16 protein-coding genes are annotated in these 21,764 nt (G+C 41.9%); 6 read left to right on the top strand and 10 right to left on the bottom strand.

Translation table 11 applies throughout. The features are described from left to right. The 4 genes from NTZ10_00335 to NTZ10_00350 all read left to right on the top strand — a co-directional run. Positions 1 to 1,054, top strand: a 1,054-nt coding sequence (locus tag NTZ10_00335; GenBank protein ID MCX5748682.1) for a metallopeptidase TldD-related protein, incomplete at its 5' end; no start/stop codon positions are given. A gap of 90 nt (positions 1,055 to 1,144) precedes the next feature. Beyond that, on the top strand, positions 1,145 to 3,898 hold the full coding sequence (locus tag NTZ10_00340) for a DUF4116 domain-containing protein (GenBank protein MCX5748683.1): 2,754 nt from the start codon (positions 1,145 to 1,147) through the stop codon (positions 3,896 to 3,898). Positions 3,899 to 3,911: 13 nt separating this feature from the next. After that, positions 3,912 to 5,924, top strand: a complete 2,013-nt coding sequence (locus NTZ10_00345; GenBank protein MCX5748684.1) for a DUF4116 domain-containing protein — start codon at positions 3,912 to 3,914, stop codon at positions 5,922 to 5,924. A gap of 11 nt (positions 5,925 to 5,935) precedes the next feature. After that, positions 5,936 to 8,095, top strand: coding sequence for a DUF4116 domain-containing protein (locus NTZ10_00350; GenBank protein MCX5748685.1), 2,160 nt, complete (start codon positions 5,936 to 5,938; stop codon positions 8,093 to 8,095). A gap of 20 nt (positions 8,096 to 8,115) precedes the next feature. Here the strand turns inward: NTZ10_00350 and NTZ10_00355 are convergent, their stop codons facing one another. Together NTZ10_00355 and NTZ10_00360 are read right to left on the bottom strand one after the other, a co-directional pair. After that, positions 8,116 to 9,165 carry a hypothetical protein gene (locus tag NTZ10_00355; GenBank protein ID MCX5748686.1) on the bottom strand — a complete coding sequence of 350 codons (1,050 nt, stop codon included), beginning with the start codon at positions 9,163 to 9,165 and terminating at the stop codon, positions 8,116 to 8,118. Further along, entirely contained in the window at positions 9,152 to 10,375 is a 1,224-nt protein-coding gene (locus NTZ10_00360) for a C45 family autoproteolytic acyltransferase/hydrolase (GenBank protein MCX5748687.1), read from the bottom strand. The genes NTZ10_00355 and NTZ10_00360 overlap by 14 nt, the downstream gene beginning before the upstream one ends. 113 nt (positions 10,376 to 10,488) lie before the next feature. On the opposite strand from NTZ10_00360, the gene NTZ10_00365 reads away from it, so the two are divergent. Both NTZ10_00365 and NTZ10_00370 read left to right on the top strand, forming a co-directional pair. Then, on the top strand, positions 10,489 to 11,121 hold the full coding sequence (locus tag NTZ10_00365) for a hypothetical protein (protein MCX5748688.1): 633 nt from the start codon (positions 10,489 to 10,491) through the stop codon (positions 11,119 to 11,121). A 165-nt stretch (positions 11,122 to 11,286) separates the two neighbouring features. Continuing rightward, positions 11,287 to 11,871, top strand: coding sequence for an ORF6N domain-containing protein (locus NTZ10_00370; GenBank protein MCX5748689.1), 585 nt, complete (start codon positions 11,287 to 11,289; stop codon positions 11,869 to 11,871). Between the two features lie 24 nt (positions 11,872 to 11,895). Here NTZ10_00370 and NTZ10_00375 read toward each other — a convergent pair whose 3' ends face one another. The 8 genes from NTZ10_00375 to NTZ10_00410 form a co-directional block, all read right to left on the bottom strand. Further along, complete coding sequence (locus NTZ10_00375) at positions 11,896 to 12,450, bottom strand: isoprenylcysteine carboxylmethyltransferase family protein (GenBank protein ID MCX5748690.1); 555 nt, start codon at positions 12,448 to 12,450, stop codon at positions 11,896 to 11,898. A 217-nt stretch (positions 12,451 to 12,667) separates the two neighbouring features. Then, positions 12,668 to 13,030 carry a hypothetical protein gene (locus NTZ10_00380; GenBank protein MCX5748691.1) on the bottom strand — a complete coding sequence of 121 codons (363 nt, stop codon included), beginning with the start codon at positions 13,028 to 13,030 and terminating at the stop codon, positions 12,668 to 12,670. A 23-nt stretch (positions 13,031 to 13,053) separates the two neighbouring features. Then, positions 13,054 to 14,085, bottom strand: coding sequence for a hypothetical protein (locus tag NTZ10_00385; protein ID MCX5748692.1), 1,032 nt, complete (start codon positions 14,083 to 14,085; stop codon positions 13,054 to 13,056). Next, entirely contained in the window at positions 14,075 to 17,056 is a 2,982-nt protein-coding gene (locus tag NTZ10_00390; GenBank protein MCX5748693.1) for a type I restriction endonuclease, read from the bottom strand. Before NTZ10_00390 ends, NTZ10_00385 begins: the two co-directional genes overlap by 11 nt. Beyond that, complete coding sequence (locus NTZ10_00395) at positions 17,056 to 17,415, bottom strand: hypothetical protein (protein ID MCX5748694.1); 360 nt, start codon at positions 17,413 to 17,415, stop codon at positions 17,056 to 17,058. Before NTZ10_00395 ends, NTZ10_00390 begins: the two co-directional genes overlap by 1 nt. Continuing rightward, positions 17,405 to 18,391 carry a DUF3644 domain-containing protein gene (locus NTZ10_00400; protein ID MCX5748695.1) on the bottom strand — a complete coding sequence of 329 codons (987 nt, stop codon included), beginning with the start codon at positions 18,389 to 18,391 and terminating at the stop codon, positions 17,405 to 17,407. The genes NTZ10_00395 and NTZ10_00400 overlap by 11 nt, the downstream gene beginning before the upstream one ends. Before the next feature lie 5 nt (positions 18,392 to 18,396). Further along, positions 18,397 to 19,719 (bottom strand): restriction endonuclease subunit S, encoded by a 1,323-nt coding sequence (locus tag NTZ10_00405; protein ID MCX5748696.1) that lies wholly within the window; start codon positions 19,717 to 19,719, stop codon positions 18,397 to 18,399. A 2-nt stretch (positions 19,720 to 19,721) separates the two neighbouring features. Then, positions 19,722 to 21,755 carry a class I SAM-dependent DNA methyltransferase gene (locus NTZ10_00410; protein MCX5748697.1) on the bottom strand — a complete coding sequence of 678 codons (2,034 nt, stop codon included), beginning with the start codon at positions 21,753 to 21,755 and terminating at the stop codon, positions 19,722 to 19,724. Between the last annotated feature and the right edge of the window lie 9 nt (positions 21,756 to 21,764).

Genomic DNA, 21,764 nt, shown 5'->3' on the forward strand with positions numbered 1-21,764 from the left:
CCCAGGACCTTCACCGTATACTGAAATGAATATATTTGACCCCCAAATAGCTTCAGTACCCGTCGAAACTAAGATCGAACTGACAAAAGCGATAGAAAAAGCGGCTTACAACCTTGACCCGAGAATAAAAAAGACGGAGAATACCGGCTACTGTGAATCCGAGAGCGAGGTGCATATAAGAAATACCAAGGGTATCGATTGTTCATATACTTCTAACTATTGCGGCGGATTCGCGCAGGTAATCAGCTCGTCCGGAGAAGGTGAAGAAGAAGGATATTATTACAACTTTAAAAAGAAATGGAAGGGCCTTGATCCTGTTCAGACAGGCGAAAAAGCGGCTGCCAAAGCAATGGCGCTTTTAGACGGCAGGACGATCAAGTCAGGGAAACTTCCTGTCGTCCTCGATAATGAGACGGCAGCGGAGATGCTTGAGGTCATCTCAGGGATGATATCCGCAGATGCAACGCAGAAAGGAAAGTCCCTGTTCGCGGGAAAGACAGGCAAACAGATAGCTTCAGCAACAGTTTCCATAACAGACGACGGGACATTAGCTGACAGGACCGGCACTTCTCCTTTTGATGATGAAGGAGTTCCAAAACGGCGAAATATTATCGTCGAAGACGGTGTACTGAACAGCTTTTTGTATAACGTTTACACCGCATCAAAGGACAAAACAAAAAGCACAGGGAACGGAAAAAGGGCCAGTTTCAAATATCCTCCTGTTATAGGCCCCAATAATATGTTTGTCGAGCCTGGCACGAGTTCACGGGAGAAGATAATATCAAAAATAACCAAAGGCATTCTTATAATGCGCTTAATGGCGCTTCACACGATAAACCCGGTGTCAGGCGATTTTTCCCTCGGTGCTGCGGGACTCATGATAGAGAACGGAAAAACGACTTATCCTGTAAGAGGAATAACTATTTCAGGCAATCTTATAGAACTCCTCCGCTCGGTGGAAGAAATAGGCAATGACCTCGAATTCTTCGCCCAGGCCGACAACTGCGGCTCCCCTTCCCTGCTTATCGGCTCGCTCGATGTTTCGGGGAATTGATTGTAATCGCTAATCCCAGCCCCCTCAGCCCCCGAAAATCACATGAAATTTCCTGAAAATATGTTCGACATATAACCGGAGGAAAATAACATGGAAATATTAACACTATCAGGCACACGGACTATAGAAGATATCTACAGAAGGTTGAGAGAAATAGATTCTATAAAGGACGGAAAAGCAGACGGTATCATAACCCGGGAAGAGCTGGGTGAGGCCTCAAATAAAAATATCAACACAGTCATACAGTTCAACGAAGGCAAAACCTCATCGTATGACGCGATCCAAAAACTCTATCTGAAACTTCAAGCCATGGATAAAAAGGACGGCAGTCTGGACGGAAATATTGAGGAGCTAAAATCGCGCTCCGGGATCACATTGACTACAGAACAGATCGCTGATGTCAGCATACTTTTAGAGACCGACGATTTTGTTTCTGCTAAAAAAAGAAGATCCATAATCAGTGCAATTAAAAGAGGTTTTCAACATTTACAATATACGGAACCCTCCGCAAGAAAAGATAAAAAGGTGGTTTTGGCGGCAGTCGAAAAAGACGGGATGGCATTGCAGTATGCGGGTGAAAGCTTAAGAAAGGACAAGGATGTTGTATTGGCGGCGCTTGAGCAAAACAGTGAGGCAATGCAATATATGGATAAAACGTTATGGAAGGATAAGGAAATCGTATTGGCAGCAGCCGGACAAAACGGATCGGCGCTAGAGCATGCGCATTCAGACTTAAAAATGGATAAAGAATTTGTACTTGCAATTGTCAATAAAAACGGAGGGGCGTTGCAATATGCGGACGAAAGTTTAAAAAAGGACAAAGAAATAGTCCTGGCTGCTGTTAAACAAAGCGGGAAGATTTTGCAGTATGCTGATGAAGGTTTTAGAAAAAACAAAGAAATAGTGCTAGCTGCTGTTAAACAAAATGGAGAGGCATTGCAGTATGCAGACAGAAGTTTAAGAAGGGATAAAGAAGTTGTATTAGCAGCTGTTAAACAAAATGGGAATGCGTTGGTATATGCGGATTATTTAACGAAGGACAAAGAAGTTGTATTGGCAGCGGTTGAACAAAATGGAGATGCAGTTATATACGGGGATATTGTACTAAGGCGCGGCAAAGACTTTGAAAAAGTCATATCAGCGGTCATCGAAAAAAATAAGGGTACTTCTGATTTTGCAAAAAAAAGAGAACTCGCATTAGATAAGGTTAAAGGATTTTGGCGAAATTTAGAGGAAATGGATGCCCCCTTCAAAAAGGACAAGGAAATAGTACTGGCAGCTGTTAAAGAATATTGGGGGGCATTGCAGTATGCTGATGAAACCTTAAGGAACGACAAAGAAGTTGTATTAGCAGCTGTTAAACAAAATGGAGCGGCTTTGGAATATGCGGATAATACCTTAAAGAAGGATAAAAAAATAGTACTGATAGCTGTTGAACAAGACGGAAAATATTTGCAGCATGCGGATGAAAGCTTAAAGAAGGACAAAGAAGTTGTACTGGCAGCGGTTGAACAAAATGGATTTGCATTGCAGTACGCGGATAAAAGCTTAAGAAAGGACAAAGAAGTTGTACTGGCAGCGATCGATGAAATCGGATTGGCGATAGAATATGCGGATGAAACCTTAAAGAAGGATAAAGAAGTAGTCCTGGCAGCAGTTAAAGAATCTGGAGGTGTATTGCAGTATGCGGATGAAAGCTTAAAGAGGGATAAAGTATTTGTATTGACAGTTGTTAAAAAAGCCGGAAGTGAACTTCAGTATGCGGATGAAACCTTAAGAAAGGATAAAGAAGTTGTATTAGCGGCTGTTAAACAAAATGGAGGGGCTTTGCAATATGCAGATAGAAGTTTTAGAAAGGATAAAGAAGTTGTATTGGTTGCTGTTAAAACAAATAAATATGCATTACAGTATGCGGATGACAGCTTGAGATATGACAGAGAAGTGGTGTTGGCTACCGTGCCCTCATTAGACGATATTTACAATTCAAACACAGGCCAAAATGATTATTTATCATTATTTGTTTCAAATATTCTGCTTATGGGATTTTACGAAGAAAGCGATGCTTCTCTTAAAGCTTTAGCGCATTCAGGAAAAGGAATGCTGTCATCCTACAGGACGATCAATCAGCAGATAGAAAAAACCGGTCTTAAAGGGTTAAGCAATATTGATCCGGACTCGGCCAATAAATTAATTTCAATAATTGTTGAAATATATGGGTATCATGACCTTTGGGCGACGAGATCAAAATACAGTGTCATGAGAGATATCAGGCTGATAGAAATGTCAAATATTTCGGTTATAGCAAAAATTCTTTCTCAGGAGGGGAAGATGGAGACCCCCAAAATAACAACATATAAGTTTGATTGGAGTGGCAGACCATCTATACCTGTCAATCTCCCTTCAAATGTTTACTGGTACAAAAAAGACATCCCTGAATTGCGCTCCCTGCTTAACAGTAAATATGAAGTGTACAAGAAAGCAGCCGCAAAAGCTCTTGAAAAGATAGCTAAGGATGGCGTTGAAGATCAGGAGCTTGAAGCGGGAAACAAACCCTCGCCTGAAAAAGCTCAAGCTCTTAGAAAGATGATGGAAGACAAAGATTGGACATTGAGATACAGAGCTCTTGAAGCGCTGCGCATCAGCGGTGCGGATGCAGCCGAACTTACACCGGAAATACTCAAGCTGTTTAATGACAAAGATTGGTATGTCCACAACAGCGCCGCACTGATCATCGAGAAAAACAAAGAAAAGCATATTGAATATTTGAAAGACAGTATCAAGACCGGATCAGAGTTTGCGCAAGAAAGGGCTAAAGATATACTTGGCCCAACAAATCCAAAATAAAGGGGGCAGAGACATGAGCAAAATAACACTAACAGATTTGTGGAATATTGAAGATATATATTCAAGACTGAGGAAGATCGATGCAGTAAGGGACGGGAAGGCTGACGGGATAATAACCAGGGAAGAATTGGCCGAGTCTGCAAAGACCGGAATAGATACGACAGTAAAGTTCAACGAAGGCATAATTTCTTCTTATGATGTCATACAAAAGCTGTACTTGAAACTTCAGACAATAGATAAAGAGGACGGCACTAATGACGGACTGCTTAACACATTAAGGGTCCGGCAGGGAGTAGCATTGACACCTCAACAACAAGATAAAGTCAGCATAGAGTTGGATCTTGATGATTCGGATATCTCCGCAAAAAAAGAGCTTGCAATTGCCAAAGTCCGGGATAAATGGTATGCCCTGGAAGAAATGGACGCCTCCTTGAAGAAGGATAAAGAAGTTGTGCTTGCAGCGGTCAGGTCAGACGGAAAGGCATTAGGATATGCCGATGATTCATTAAAAAAAGACAGGGGATTCGTATTGGAAGCTGTTAAAACAGACGGATGTGCGCTCAACTGTGCAGATGCATTATTTAAGAGAGACAAGGAAATAGTCTTGTCTGCCGTCAAAAGTTCCTGGACTGCATTAAAATATGCGGATGATTCGCTAAAAAAAGATAAATACTTCATGATAGAGGCTGTTAAACAAAACGGATGTGCAATCGAATATGCGGATATAACACTTAAAAAAGACAAAGACGTGGTTTTGGCTGCCGTAAAACAGGAGGGATATGCGCTGCAGTTTGCGGATGATTCTTTAAAGGGAGATAAAGATCTCATACTGCAGGCGGTCGGACAGTATAACAATGCTATCAAATATGCCGGCCCTTCATTGCTTAAGGATAAGGATTTTATGATGGCAGCCGTAAAACAATATGGACTGGCACTTGAGCTGGCTGATGATCATTTAAAGAAGGATAAAGAAATTGTACTCGCGGCGGTTATGCAAAACGGACATGCCCTGTCGTTTGCCGACGATGCCTTCAAAAAGGACAAAGTAGTGGTGCTGGCCGCTGTCAGACAGGACAGATTTGCGATCAAGCATTCCGACGTATCACTCCAGAAAGACAGGGATGTGTTATTGGCTAATAAGCCGGGATTAAAGAATATTTTCAACCTGAATATGAATGAAGAAAAGTATATTGTATCGTTCGTATCAAATATGACGTTTTTGGAATATCAGGAGGAAACCGACGATTCACTTCAAAGATCAGCTCTTTCGGGAAATATACTGCTTTCATCATATCGTACGATTACCGGGCAGATAGAAATAACAGGACTAAAAGGCCTTGGCAATATCGATCCGGAATCTGCTAAAGAATTAACCTCGATCATGGCTGAAATTGACGGCTCCCATGGCTTATGGGCCACACAGTCAAAACATGCTGTCAGGAGAGATGTAAGACTGACAGAGATGTTCAAAAATTCGGTCATATTAAGATTACTTGTCTCAGAAAGTAAAATGAAGATACCTGTAAAAACACAGTTTGATTTTGTCTGGAGCCACGCCGATTCAATACCAGTTAACCTCCCTTCAAATGTTTACTGGTACAAAAAGGACATCCCTGAACTGCGCGGATTGTTGAATAATAAATATGAAGTATATAAGAACGCAGCGGCAAAAGCCCTTGAAAAGATAGAAAAAGAAGGCACTGAAGATCAGGGGCTTGAAGCGGGAAAGAAACCTTCTCCTGAAAAGGCTCAGGCTCTTAGAAAGATGATGGAAGACAAGGATTGGACATTGAGATACAGGGCGCTTGAAGCATTGCGCATCAGCGGTGCGAACACGAGCGGATTTACGCCTGAAATATATAAGCTATTTAATGACAAAGAATGGTATGTACACAACAGCGCCGGTCTTATCATAGGGAAAGAAAAGGGAAAGCATATCGAATATTTAAAAGACAGCCTCAAGACCGGGTCAGTTTTTGCGCAAAACAGAGCTACAGATATACTTAATCCCTCAAATCCAAAATAAAGGATAAAGACATGGAAAAGATAACAATGGTCGGCGGGCTGGTCATCGATTACTTCTACCAAAGGTTGAGAGAAATAGATTTTGTAAGGGATATGAAAATGGACGGCGTCATAACCCGTGAAGACCTGTCCGAGGCCGCAAAGAAAGGGATCCGCACATCCATACAGTTCAGCGAAGGGTCGACCTCGTCCTGCGACACGATACAAAAACTTTATCTGAAACTGCAGGCCCTGGACAAAGCGGACGGCAGACTGGACGGGGATATCAAAGCGCTCAGACCGAGCCGTGTATTGTTCATTCAGGGACGTCCGAAAATAACCTACATCCAGCTGGAAGTCGATGTCTTTATTTCCGATGAAAAAAAAGAGCTCATCCTGGCCAAAGTCAACGCCGATCCTGATACTTTAAAGGAAATGGATCCTTCTTTAAAAAAAGACAAGGATTTTATATTAGAAGCCGTTAAACGTTCCGCTGCCGCAATGAAGTATGCGGATGCGTCCTTTAGTAAGGACAAAGAATTTCTTTTGACGGCCTTTAAATACAATCGGGATGTACTGAAATATGCGGATGTTTCCGTAAAGAAGGACAAATCATTCATACTGGCAGCTGTCAAAGAAAGCCGGACGGCTTTGGAAATCGCGGACGAAGCCTTAAGGAAGGACAAGGAAGTGATGCTGGCTGCCGTTAAACAGGACGGACATGCGCTGGAGTACGCAGATGCGTCCTTAAAGAAAGACAAAGAAGTAGTAAGGGCTGCTGCTGGACAAAACGCATGGGCAGCATTCTATCATGCGGATAGCTCTCTTAAGAATGACAAGGGTTTCATATTGGAAGCAGCGGGATTTTTTGGCGGGGTTCTTGAGTTCGCGGACGAGGCTCTGAAGAAGGACAAGGAAGTGGTATTGGCATGCGTCAAAGAAAACGGGCAGGCATTGATGTTCGCGGATCACTCCTTAAAAAGGGATAAAGATGTAGTAATTACAGCTGTCAAACAATATGGAAAAGCACTGCAGTCTTCATATCAATTATTAAACAATGATAAAGAAGTGGTACTGGCTGCTGTTAAACAGGACGGTGAAGCACTGTGTTATGCGGATGACCTCCTGAGGAAGGATAAAGAAGTTGTATTAGCGGCTATCAGGCAGAACAGCGATGCGTTGAAATATGCGGACGACCTGATAAGGAAGGATAAAGAAGTAGTATTGACTGCCGTTAAACAAAACGCAGCAACATTGGAGTTCGCGGATGAATCCTTATGGAAAGACAAAGATGTGATAACTGCCAGCATACCGGGATTACAGAGCATTTTTGATTCGAACATGAGCGAAAAGGATTATCTGTCGCTGTTAGTATCGAACATGCTTGTCATGAGAAATAATGAGGAGACCGACGCTTCGCTCGGATATAAAGCTCTTTCGGGAAGCGTGTTATTGTCATCGTACAGGACAGTTATCCGGCAGATAGAAAAGACCGGGCTCAGGGGTTTAAGCAATATAGACCCGGACTCAGCAGTAAAACTGACATCGACCATGGCTGAAGTATTTTTACGGGGCGGTTATTGGGCTACACAATCAAAGAACGTGGTCATGAGAGATGTCAGGCTTACCGAAATGTCCAAGAATTCGGCCGTATTGAGACTGCTTGCCCATGAGGGGAAGCTGAATCTCCGTTCAGAAACAAGTTTTATTTTTGCATGGAGCCATGCACCTTCTATCTCCGTCAATCTCCCTTCAAATGTCTACTGGTATAAAAAAGACATCCCTGAACTCCGCGGGCTGCTGAACAGCAAATATGAGGTTTATAAGAACGCAGCTGCAAAAGCTCTTGAAAAGCTCGATAAGGAAGGCGTTGAAGATCAGGGGCTTGAAGCGGGAAAGAAACCTTCTCCTGAAAAGCTTCAGGCTCTTAGAAAGATGATGGAAAGCGATGATTGGACATTGAGATACAGGGCGCTTGAAGCTTTGCGTATCAGCGGTGCGGACACTGGTGAGTTTACACAGGAAATACTTAAGCTTTTTAATGACAAAGAATGGTATGTACACAACAGCGCGGCGCTCATCATCGAGAAAGACGGAGAAAAGCACATGGATTATTTAAATAAAGTTAAAAAAAACGGGTCCGAGTACGCGTCTTTTAGGGCCTTACAAATAATTTGGCCCGACAATAAATAATAAAGTCCGGAACCAATAGTTCACTCTCCCGTGAACATTCTGTTATACGCCCCCACCGAACTTTCCACCATCTCTTCATAAGGCGTTGGTTTTTCAAATATCCCAGGATTGACCACATCGAGTACCCTTATCGGGCCTTGCGCTCCCTTTGCAAAGTTCGCCCCGAAAAGAAGCTGCGTCGGCGGGGTGGATCGGCTCAGGTATCCTGTTACTTTCCCGAGGTCATTGAAGAGCATACCGAAAGCGTAATGCGCACATCGTTCGCATATCCTGTCAAGTATAGGGTCTTTCGGGATCAAGTTATCATGCCTGAAATATCTTGAATGCTCCGGGTACCTGCAAAAATGGAACTGGCTTTCGGGGTCCGGCAATATCCCGCCGAACAGCATCGGTACAAGGCTTCTCATGACCGAGGCATTGTACCAGGCTATCCCGTCGCGTGCCGTATGATCAAGGACGTGCAGGCCCGTATAATTTCTACTGACAATTGCCTCTGCTCCGAGCGCAAAGACCCGCACTTCGTTATTTCCCGTGTTTTCGACGGCAAATGCGAGGTCGGGATACCTTTCAGGCAGCGGGATCCTGTTGCTCACATGCACGAACGCGCTGCGGCCGACTATCACCGGCACCAGATGCCTGAGGTTTATTTTCTCACCGGGAGCGGACCCTTCCAGGACGAAACTTTTTGTCAGGTCTTGTTGTAGCAGTTCTTGTCCTTCCTTTGCTTTCCCCGTCTCGCAGCAGGAAACCGTGAACTCCCTGCCGAGGCATTCAATTGTCAGTCCCACGTCCGCCGGCACGGGCGTCCTGAACACCGCGAACTTCATCATATTCGGGAAGGACAGCTGCCGCGACTCGCTTCCGTGGCTCAGGAAAAATTCCGCGTCCACAAGCCTCTGCCTGTGCACGGTCTTCAGATAATCCATCACAAAACGCCCGTCATTTCGGCCGTGTAACGGTATTTGTGAAGGTATACTGAACATCATAATGCGCCTCAGGACAGTATCGGCTGTTTTATCGGGGAATTTCAGGTAGTTCGCAATCCGTGCTGCAATATCAGCGGCTTTCAAACAAGGATCCTGCTTCGATCCTCTCCCAGCCGCTGTAGCCTCTGGATTTGACCCATAACTGCTTTAGTGAAGGGACAGCGACGATCTGGTAAAATGTCGCGTAGATGCTGTCATCCGGGAATGTTGGGCCGCCTAAGGGAATCGTCGTATCAAGGATATCCATCATCTTCTGGGCATTGATCGATCCTTTATTTGCATTTCCCAGTGCCAGGAGGTTTGCCCTGCGCTCAAGAGTGTATCCTCCGGCAAGTCCCGCCGCAACTGTCGGAAGCCCGGTCCACCTCGGGTCGACAAAATGATTTGAGGTCGATAAAAGCCCCGGTGTATCTGCACCCCTTCTCTTGCCTCCGTAGGTCGCCCATTCATAAGAAAAAGCATCATTTGTACCGGCGGCGTTTATGATCAGTCCCATATTGGTCTGTGTGGCATCAAAAGCCGCATTGATGCCGTCAAGTGTGCTTTGCTCCAGCATGACAGAAAAAAGCTTCATCGAAGTCGGGATCATCGAAGGATCTGTATGAGGATCGGATACCTGGCCGTTCTGCAGGTCGATGAAAAGTCCCGCATCGTTCAATAGTGTCTGCGGGGCTATCGAGCCGAGATAGTTGATGTCTACGACGCTGTGGCTGTATCCCGTCGGATTGTAGACGACGACCGTCACGTATTTTGAAAGGTTTGAAAAAGGCCCCTTTGCCGTATCCCAGTTCCTGCCGAATACGAGCGCTCCGTCAGTCGTGTAGTCCCCCCATGCGGCGATGCCTGAACACCCGAACAGCATGCCCATGAGCCCGGATACTATCTTCTGTTTTTCAAGGCCCAGGCCTGAAGTCTCGGCCATGCCGTTGATCAGGTCTTTCATGTAATCGTACTGGACATCATATTCCACCTGCCCCATGGCGGCCACAGCCTCATAAGAGGCGCCGTGCGCCGTAAAATAATCCATCCCATTCTGGTATATTTCGGCAAGCATGGTCCTTGTAAGGAAGCCGTACTGCATGCCCATTTCATAAAAAGTCCCCTTCAGCTGCACTACATATAATTGGTTGACTCCCGGGGCCGTATTGGTCACATAAAGTTTCCCGTCATCGTACGAAGACACCAGCTGGAGTCCTGGTATCGATGAGGCCCCCGTGTTAAAAAGATTGCCGCAACCGGAGCACGTCAGCGTAAAAATAAATAAAATGAGAAAGAAAAAAGTTTTTCTGTTCACTTGTTGTATTATTGCGTAATACATAAATGGTGTCAAGATATTGAAATACTTGATATTGCGGGCGTATAATATTTTGAATGCAATACCAGGAATACAAATATAATAAGAAAATCATGAAGGCCTGGCTATTTAAGAAAAAAATAACCGCTTTTATTTTCTGCGCTTTATTCCTGACCATGATCGTGACAGGCTGCGGTCAGATAGTGTCAACCACTAGTGAAGGGCGGGAGTATTTTCCGAATACCGATGGCTTCAGCTGGACCTATCGCAGTCTATCCAGCGCCACAACCGAAGTCTCTATTCTGCGCACCGGCTTTGATGGTTTCTCGACAGTTGGCAGCCAAATAGTACAGAAACAAAAGAATGAGACTTTCAGAGGTTCACTGATCGAAACCTCGGAAAGCCTGGTCAGAGTAACTGACTCGGACGTTAAAGACTATGGTTCGCCGGATTATGTGAAAACCCAACCGTCAAACATGCTCGTTTTTCCTCTTTTTGTCGGAGCAAGTTGGTATACCGATGGGACCATCGAAACAACCGTTGTAAATAAGGAAGATGTCACAACCCCGGCCGCGAACTACACCAATTGTTTTAAGCTAAGGACAATCAACCCTTCTTCAGCCAGGATCGTCACCGTAGATATGTGGCTTGCCAAAAACGTTGGCGTTGTTAAGATCCTTATAAACCTGGACATTGGCACTGCCACTCTGATCACCACGATCGAACTAACCAGCAAGAACTTCTGATGTGAAAGTCATCAAACTTTATTTGCCGACCAGAAAGCAACCCGTCCCGTAAACCAGTGCGTGCGGAACGGCCCCATACATCAGCTTCGCTCAGTGATTTGTGGCGGTTAAATTGCTCATAAGACAGCTATAAGCTGTAAGCTTTAAGCTAAAAAGGAGGTATTTATGCCTAAAAGTGCAATTATTAAGCAGAGGTTAAAGAATATAGGTGTTGAAAAATCCAACAATCTGATAATTTCAGCCGAAAGTATAGAAGGAAAGATATTTCTGAGCAGAGGTAGAAAAGTAATACTTGATGCAGATCTTGCATCATTTTACGGGGTATCTACCGGACGTTTAAATGAACAGGTGAAACGCAATATTAAAAGGTTTCCTGAGGATTTTATGTTTCAGCTGACCCAGAACGAATACTTATCATTGCAAGATCTTTCTCCCGACTTGATATCGCAAAATGCGATGTCAAGTTATGGCGGCAGGAGACATTACCCATTCGTATTTACTGAACAGGGAATAGCCATGCTTTCCGGCATTTTAAACAGCGAACGTGCCATCATGGTCAACATCGCCATTATGCGTGCGTTCGTGAAAATAAGACAGATAGTTTCTTTTAATAAGGAACTCGCACAAAAGTTTGCCGAGCTAGAACGCACGGTCGACCGTCATGACAAGGATATTATTGATATCTTCAGGGCAATAAATAAAATAATAAAAGAAGAACAGAAGCCGAAGGCGAAGTTCGGGTTTATATAGGGGGGATACATCCCTGACTGTGTTTCAAGTATGTTTCTTCCCCTGTGCTATCCTCGGCATCCATCTTGGGACCTGTTCCATGTACTCCGAGTAATCTTTGCCGTATTTATTAAGCAGCAGTTTTTCTTCATAGGCCGCGGCATAGTTATACCAGACCGCCGCAACGGCTGTCAGGAAAAAGGAAGCCATAGAAAAAGTGATGATTGACAGTCCCGCATACAGCAATATCGAACCTAAATATATTGGATGGCGCACATAAGCAAAAGGCCCCTGTCTTATTACCGAAGGGACCTCTCTTGTCTGAACGAAAACAATATTCAGCGCGCTTTTTGTCAGATATAGCCACAGGCATAACAACAATATCCCGCACAGGGCCCTAAGCAGTAACGGAACGCCTGCTGCAGCGGATGTTGTCATGTGGAGGAAGAACGAGTCTGTTATCCATACGATAAGGAACACAATGATCATGGCGACCTGGACAGGATCGTTCAACGGATGCTCACCCGCAAGATCTTTCCTACCGGCCTGATCAGATCTGCTATATATCTTTTTAAGCGGACTGTCTTCTGTTGTGTTCATCTCTTTGATTTTACATTAGTGCTCAATGGAGGGCAAGGTTTGACAATGCCACCGGATTATATGAAAGCTAGTTTTTTAATTTGGGATTATCATATAACAAAAAAACGCCCTCTGGTGCGAACTCATGCTCAAATGCTTGGTTCGGAACGTCTGCCTTTTAACAAGGCTCCGACACCTTCAGGCGCAAATAAAATTATAGATCTGCCGCAAATGACTGTCAATCAGTATTCTTTGAATATTTGGTAAACATATTTGACGGTACTTTAACCCCGAAAGATTCGTGTTCATATCCCTGTTTGTCCACTCTCGTTAAATACAGGTGAATATGTTTGGTGTTCGATTCAATCGGTGTAATAGCACCTTTCTGCATAAAACCTTGCGCCATTTTCTCAAATATCTTCTCTTCCTCTTTATCCATAATTTTCTCCTCATTGGCTTTGGGGGGACGCGCATTTCCCCCATCAATGACTCCCGAAGGAGGCTTGGCAGACCGCTTCCTAACCTTCAAAGCCTTATAATAGTATACAATATTTTTACTAAACTCGATGACATCATTTGCCGGAGGGACGGTTGCCCCCATTTGCAACCCCTAACCGTTCATTTTCATTTGGCACTATTCAACCCTCCTCTTCCTGCTGCCTGATATAACTCCTGAAATGTAAAACTTCTTGCACCCATAGCCCCATGTATTCCAAGTTTCCCCTTAGATATTGGCGTCAGAAATGCCTGGAATGGTTCCCCTAATAACAAGATCATCAATTCAGGGCTTCTGGTTTCATTGTATATTTCCTTTACAGCTTCTTTGTATTTATTGTGCCCTTTAGACTTTAAATATTCTTTTATTCCACTTCTTCTTAATACCTGAATATCTAATATTGGCGCTATCCAGGCTATTCCCGGCTCTATTTTTATCATTGATCTTTCTGCGAAGTCCTTTGGTGCACGACCAGTTAAATATGGAGCAAAATACATATTCCCCTGAGCCGACTTGAAGAATTTTGTTTGACTTTTATAAATATGATACTTAAAGAACAATTCAACTGAATCACCTTGTAGATCCCTCACATATACTTCCTTACGTTTTTTACTGCTCATATTATTTACCTCCATATAATTTTTAAATTCTTTTGCTATGTAATAAGCTGATTCATCGATCGCTTTTGAGCTTTTGAATCTTAACAATTTAACGAATTCCTTATGAATGTCACTCCATGTAACATATTTTATCTCAACTCTCTTGGGAAGGCCCTCTTTAATATCTCGAATCCAACTCGTTGATTTATAAGAACCGTAATCGAGTAAATATAATGTCGTTCTTTTTTTACTTTTAACAATATTTTTAATATATCTTGCAATTTGTCTTTTCCTTTGTTTAAAATCGAGCTTTGCCTCAATGATGATATTTCTTCTGTCGGTCTCCATCACGATATCGTAGCGATCACTCTTTTGTGCGAAGTGCTCAATTCTTATCTTTATTATATGTTCTCTCTTTTCAAGAAAGATATTACCAATGCGATCTGGGAACATTTTTATAAAATATGCTATATAAGCGGTTAAGTTCGTCTCCTTCAGCTCACTTACTGCTGAAAAGAAGTTGTTTATATTTTCGGAGCCTCTTGTAAGTTCAATCGGCATTCTTCGTCACCTTTTTACTTACATAATCGAACAATTTCTGATTAACATATTCCTTCAAATCAATATTAGAGTCAAGCTTTTTATAGAAATCAAAATGCTGATTCAACATATTGATCAGCTCCTGTTGAAAGATTTCATCAAACTTTATCTTTGCTACATCACGGGCATTGTTTTGTATGGATCCGCTCAATGATTCATTGTCTAATAGCTTTTTCCCTAAATTGTTCAATATAACCCTATCGTCTGTGCTAAAAGTTGTCCCAAATTTATCGTTAATATCCTTAATGATCCTCGAAAGCATGTCCAATTCATCCTGAGATTTGCCTCGCCCTGCTCCTTCAATTGGCCTGATCAACCCCTGTTCATCTTCAAGGAATATCCTGGTTTCTTTATCTTTGATGACCTTATATGATTCCATGTCAATACTTTGAAGTATTTCCCATGGAAGAGGATTCTTCCTCGCCGGCAATTTCTTATACAGATTCCTAAGAAAGATATAAAGTTTCTCAAGCCTCGTATCCTCAAAGGTTATTATTTGCGCGATAAACGCGTATTTTCTTATATAATCAATGAACTTGACGCGCATATCATCCTGTTCCTCCGGCAGATAATGCGCAAATCTCTCCGCAACAACATCAAGGAAACTGTTTAATTGGGCCGGACTTTTTCCTAGATAAAGCAACTCCACAAAGTTATCAATCTCGGCTTCGCTAAATAGCCTGAAATTTAATATATCTCTTTGCAGATCGTGTAATAAATTGGGGTCCGTAGATTCCGAAAGGACGGTTGACACATAATAGGGCTGAAAAGATTCTTTAATATCGTCAGTATCGTTGACGAAATCCAGGACAAATACCTCATCTTTGTTAGGACATACCCTGTTTAATCGGCTTAATGTTTGCACAGCGTTTACTCCGCCAAGCTTTTTATCAACATACATAACCGAAAGCAGAGGTTGATCAAAGCCCGTTTGGAACTTATCCGCGCATATCAAGAATTTATATTCAGATTTTTTGAACTCTTCAGCCGTGTTCTTTTCAGGGATGCCGCCGTTCATCTGTTGTTCGGCATATTCAAGCTTACCGTCCTTCACCTTTCCCGAAAATGCCACCAAAGCTTTAAAGGGGTATCCTTTTTCTTTCAAATATTTATCCATGGCGATTTTAAATCGCACTGCATGCAGTCTCGATCTTGTTACTATCATTGCTTTTGCGTTGCCGTTTATCTGATGTGAAATATTTTTGGCAAAATGATCGGATATTATCGAAACCTTCTTATTTATTGCGTGCTCATGCTTCTCAACATAATTTAGAAGCATGCGCTGAGCTTTTTTCTTTTCATATTCAGGATCGTTCTCAATCTTCTTAATCAATGAGAAATAGACCTGGTATGTCGTGTAATTTTTTAACACATCAAGGATAAAGCCCTCCTCGATCGCCTGTTTCATCGAATAAAGACTAAAAGGATAGAATTTATTGTCAACAGGGCTCTTATCGCCGAAAACCTCAAGTGTCTTTTGTTTTGGAGTGGCTGTAAAGGCAAAAAAGCTTATTGTATTGGATTTTGATCTTCTTCCCCGCATTTCTTTGAGGATCATGTCTTCAAGTGTTTCTTCTTTGCTTGTATCATCCTCTCTTTCCGCCTCTTCCAGGGTCTCTTCTTCGTTTTCTTTACCCGAAGATTTGAGCACTATTTTCAGCCCTTTTGAGCTTTCTCCGCTTTGGGAGGAATGGGCTTCGTCAATTATCACGGCAAACTTTTTCCCGGGCAATTCATCGACAACTCCAACGATGAAAGGGAATTTTTGCAATGTTGTAGTTATAATCTTTTCACCGGCTTCAAGTGCTTCCTTTAATTCTTTTGAACCTTCTATTATCGGCTTTACCACACCGGCTGTCTGTTCAAACTGCATTATTGTATTGCGCAGCTGCCTGTCTAAGACTCTTCTGTCTGTAACAACTATTACAGAATCAAATACTTTCTGATCTTCGCTATTGTGAAGCGCGGAAAGTCGGTGAGCTGTCCATGCGATCGTATTGCTTTTTCCGCTTCCCGCACTATGCTGGATTAGATAGTTTTTGCCAGCCCCGTTTTCTCTTGAATCCGCCACAAGCCTTTTAACCGTATCCAGCTGATGATATCTTGGAAAAATTAATGTCTCTTCCGTATATTTTTTGCCTTTTTGGTCTTCCTTCTCATCCTTTTGAATGTTCACGAACCGGCCTACGAGCTCAAGAATGCTATCAGGAGATAACACTTCTTCCCAAAAGTAATGCGTTTTATATTTGCCTTCCGCGACAGGGTTTCCGGCGGAATTATTATTGCCCTTATTGAATGGCAGGAATCTGGTCCTTAATCCCTCGAGCTTCGTTGTCATAAATACGACCTCAGTATCAACCGCGAAATGAGTCAGGCATCGTTTGAATGAAAGAAGCTTTTCTCTCGGATCACGGTCTGTTTTGTACTGCATTATGCCATTCTTTACCGATTGGCCCGTCAACTGATTCTTGAGTTCTATCGTGAATATGGGCAATCCATTAATAAAGATCACCATATCTATTGAATTTTCGTTCTTTTCACTATATTTCAATTGCCGGACAACACTAAAGATGTTGGAATTATACTTTTGCAGTGTCTCTTCATTCAGCTTTGTTTCCGGCTTGAAATACGCGAGGTCAAATTTAATCCCATGATCATTTATTCCGCTGCGGAGCACTTCCAATATCCCCCGCGCCCTTATTTCCTCGTCCAACCTCTTAAAAAACCGATTTTCCGCATCTTCCCCATGCTGATCAAGCAGTTTCTTCCATTCTTTACTCTGTGTTTTCTTGATAAACCCGATGACTGTATCTTTGTCAAAACAAATCGCTTTATCAAAGTCGCCTGGTTTCAGTTTGCAATATGACTGGCTACTAATAAGATGTTTTTCAATAAATTCTTCGAAACCGAGTTCTTTTGTATTAGTTATCATTAGCCCACATCCAAAGGATGATAATTTTGCTTATTAATACCTTTCAATTGAGTATTCAGCTTGCTTCTTTCGTCTGCTGACATATTATCAATCCACACACCAAATTTAATCCTACTAACAGTAGAATTCTTATTATCTCGATTTATGTCCCCGCCTGCTTCAACAAACTGCAATACTTTCACCCCTGCCTTCCCGGACTTTGAGGTTGTTTCTTCAACTGATACCGCAATATCAAATTCTACATGTCGATTTTCTGGACTTCCGTATATTTCGATTATTTGATGTGCTTCTATTGTAGCCTCCTTAACTGCCGAAGTTATATCCACTAGCACTTTCTTGATAAATTCTTTAAGTTCCATGATTATTGATCTCCTTTTGTTTTGCTAAGTATGACAGAACAAAGTCCTTCCATTTTTCGTACCAGTACCATCTGTCTGGTAATTGAAAACCATATCCTTTTGATGTCTCCTTTGCATTATGTTGTTTCCATATTCTATAGTGTTTTGCAATATTAAAATCATCGAATCCTGCCTTATGAGCTTCTTCAACGATATTTTTAGGCAAGTACTTCCTTTTCTCAGTTTCCTCTTTAACCCAGTATTCTCTCTTGATATTTTCGGCAAGGGGTGATTTAGGATCAAGAAATTCAATTACTCGATCAGCCTGCCCTGCTCTTTTTGCTATGACCTTTGTAAATAATATTCTATAGGCATATCTTTCGCTTATGATTTGATCTTCAGATAATGTACTATCAAATTTAGCTATATATGATTTTATCTCCTGTGGTATTTTATTGTCTTTATCCCTAATAGTTTTTGATTGTGAATAATCAAGCTCAGCAAATTGCAAGCTCAATGCCAACATATTGTCCAATCCATGTCTATCACCGAATAGTTTTTTGATGTAATAGTTAAAGTTTATTGCACACGCCTGATATCTAGCAGATAGGTACGAATCCAAATGGTTAGCTTTCCTATGCTCAATTTGATTTCTTAACCCTATTAGAAATTTGAGATTATTAGTCGTGTCAACATCAAGAGGGCGGTTTTCTTCATCGAGACAACTTGTTAAATCCCAATATTTAACACTACCATCTTTATTCTTTTTAAACTTTTTCCTTTTGTTTCTCTTCTCATAATATCTGTAATCTATCGATTTACTCCTATAGTACGCGTGAAGAAGATATGTCCAGGCAATCATGAAGAGCACAATAAAAGACTCCGACTTAAATGTTGTTAGAGGATTGTTATATATTTGAACAGCAGCCAGAGCAGATTCTCTCGCTTTATTGATTAAATCAACTTTTTCGGAATACAGATGTCTTTCCTTTGACATTCCCCCTACACCTCCACCTTCCCCGTCACTACATTTGAAATGATTGAGGATTTGTATTCTTGAAGCAGGGATATCGATTTGCCAATTTTATCTGCAAGAGCATCAACTTTGGACAGCTCATTCTTAATGTGTTCCGATATTTGTTCTTGGATATTTGTATCGGGAAATGCAATTCGAATATTCCCGATAAAATCCCAGCTGGCTCTTGGCATTTTTGCCCCATATGTAGAGTTGTCAACAAGTGATAAGAAGTCATCTGAAAGGACTCGACAAAAGAGATATTGTGAATTAATTTTATCCCTCCGTGGCTCCATGACAAGCAGTTCGCCGGTACAGATACCATCAAAATCCGGAAGAAGTGCTTTTGCCAGATATGGCCTTAATTTATTAAAAAGTACATCCCCAAGCTGAAATTCATTCGTTATGCTGTCTGGGTCTTGTTCAATTTCACTCTCCAAATATCGACCTGTAAAACTTTCAATGTTTTCTAATGCGAGATATTTCTTGTTGTTATCTGGGCTCTGACTTCTACGGAGATTTACAATATACTTCAACTTCTCCACCCGCCACCCCTCCGGCACTTTCCCGATCCACTCAATCCCGCTATCAACAAGTTTGGCTTTTGAATCAAGCCCTCTTGTCACCGCCTGATTTATCACCGCCGCACGCTTTTCTTTGAGGAGCTCAATTAGCTTGCGTTTTTGTTCTAATATTTGATCAATCAAGGCGGTTTTTTGGTCAAGGAATGAGACAATGTGCGATTGAATTTCTATAGCTTGCGTGGGAATTACTACTTGATTAATGGTTCCCCGGGAAATATTAACAAGTCCTGAGCTTGTTAGCCCCAAATAATTTATTTGCTCTCTTCCTAATACATTATTTAAGATGTAATAGAGTAACTTTGGATTTATTTCTTTATTGACTCTGAGCCTTTGAATAAAGTTTGAAAAGACGCACCCATCACTAGCAACTTCTTTTGTGACAATAGCAGTTTTACCAATATGATACTCACTTCCACTAGATTTAACGATGAGAAGATCGCCCTCCAGCAATTTTGCTTTCTCGATTTCTAATTTGCTTAATAATCTTGTTGCAGGGTTATCGATTTTTAGATCCCCATCCATATCGATCTCAGTGGACCTTAATACAATTGTCCCCTGTCCAAGCGGATCATCATCACCCCAAACCCCACCATCGTTATTAATAAGTTTATGTATTAGTCGATCAGATTTCCACGTACCGGGAATCTTTCCAATCCATTCAATTCCTGAATCTTTGTATTCAGGATATCTTTTGTGCTGTTTTTTGAATTTGATTGTTTGTGCCATATTTATAACTGCTTTAATAACTCCAAAAGCTCATTCTCGACCTTCTCAATATCCGTCTCGATCTCTTCAAGTGGTCTTGGTGGGGCATATTTGTAGAAATACCTCGTCAAAGGTATCTCATAGCCCACCTTTCCGATCTTTCCGTCCTTATGATCCCTGACATTTTCGTTTATCCATGCGTCAGGAACATATGGCTTTACTTCTTTTAAGAAATATTCATGGATATCCTGGCCATACGGCACATTTTCCGTATCTCTCAACTCGCTGTCCGGCTCAATATTTCCTTCTTTATCCTTGCATGGATCCGCAGTATCATCTCTCTCTGACAACTCCTGCCAGATAATCTTAAATATATTAGCCAGAACGTTAATCTTTGACTTCTCAAGTATCCTTTCTATATCAGTTATGAATTCTTCGCGATTTTTATACAGTATCTTTGGAGCATTATCCAAGCATAAAATAATATTGTCCCTTAACCTTTGCCATTCTTTGTTTTCCTTATCGCCGGCGGCACCTTTCTTCTTGCTTGGGGTGTCATTTGAGAATGTTTTGTTTTCCTGAAGCCTTTTCATTCGTTCTTCATTCACCTGGAAGTTAAGCTTAAGCGGCCGCTCGATCACTATCTGCCTATACGCAAAATCCGTAGTTTTTAATGTTTTTGAATGTTCACTCTCTGCATAGCGTTTGTAGATATCGTAAATATCTTTCCTGTTTGCAGGAGATATCATGTTCCTCTTATTCCCGAGCGATTTCCTCATTTTTTCATAAAATGACCTCGCATCGATCAACTGCACCTTGCCTTTTCGTTTTGCGTCCTTTCTATTAGTCAAGAACCACAGATAAGTATTAATGCCCGTGTTATAGAATAATTGGTCCGGTAAAGCCACTATCGCCTCAAGCAGATCCTTTTCAAGGATCCATCGTCTTATTTCGCTTTCTCCCGAACCTGCATCCCCAGTAAAAAGCGGAGAACCATTTAAAACGATCGCGATACGGGATCCGCCATCGCTCGGATTTCGCATCTTTGAGATCAAATGTTGAAGGAAAAGCAGCTGTCCGTCAGATATTCGCGGAAGACCCGCACCAAATCTGCCCGCATAACCCCGCTCCGCCTCTTTTTCGACCGCTTCCTTGTCCTTTTTCCAGTCAACACCGTAAGGAGGATTAGTCAGACAATAGTCAAATGAGGTTCCTGCAAATTGTTCGCAGGAAAGCGTACTTGCTTTTGTGTTGTCCTTGTCGCCGCCTTTGATATTATCCGGATTTTCAGCCTTTATCATCATGTCTGATTTGCAGATCGCGTATGTTACGGGATTTAATTCCTGTCCGTATAGGTAAATGGCAGCTTTCTCATTTATATTCTCTAATATATGATCTTTGCTTACAGTAAGCATACCGCCGGTACCGCAGCAACAGTCGTAAACAGTTCTAATTTTATGTTTTTGTTTGAGCTGCTCTTTATCCGGAGCAAATAGTATCTCAACCATAACTTTAATAACTTCCCTCGGAGTGTAATGTTCTCCTGCGGTTTCGTTCGATTGCTCATTGAATTTTCTTATTAATTCCTCGAAAATATAACCCATTTCGTGATTGCTAACCGTTTCGGGATGCAGGTCTACTTTATTGAACTCCTTTATTATGAGGTATAGAAGGTTGCCGCCTTCAAGACGCGACAGCTGTTTTTCAAAGTCGAATTTTGCAAAGATTTCCTTAACGTTGTCGCTATAACCATTTATATGGTGGCGTAAATTCTTCGCTATATTCTTCGGATCTTCAAGAAGCTTTTCAAAATCATATGGCGAGATATTGTAGAAGCCCAGGCTTGATGCCTTCAATATTGGATCAATGTTAACTTTACCTTTGTATTTATTATGCTGAGCCATGATCTTTTCTTTTACCTTTGAAAAGATCGAGTCAAGACGTTTGAGCACGACTAAAGGAAGGATCACATCTTGATATTCATGTTGTTTCCAGCCCCCTCGCAGTAGCTCAGCTATATTCCAGATTAATCCCGCTTTTGTATTGAAATTGTTCATTTTGCCTCC

The sequence above is a fragment of the Candidatus Saganbacteria bacterium genome, assembly GCA_026387835.1.
Taxonomy (GTDB): domain Bacteria; phylum Margulisbacteria; class WOR-1; order JAKLHX01; family JAKLHX01; genus JAPLKZ01.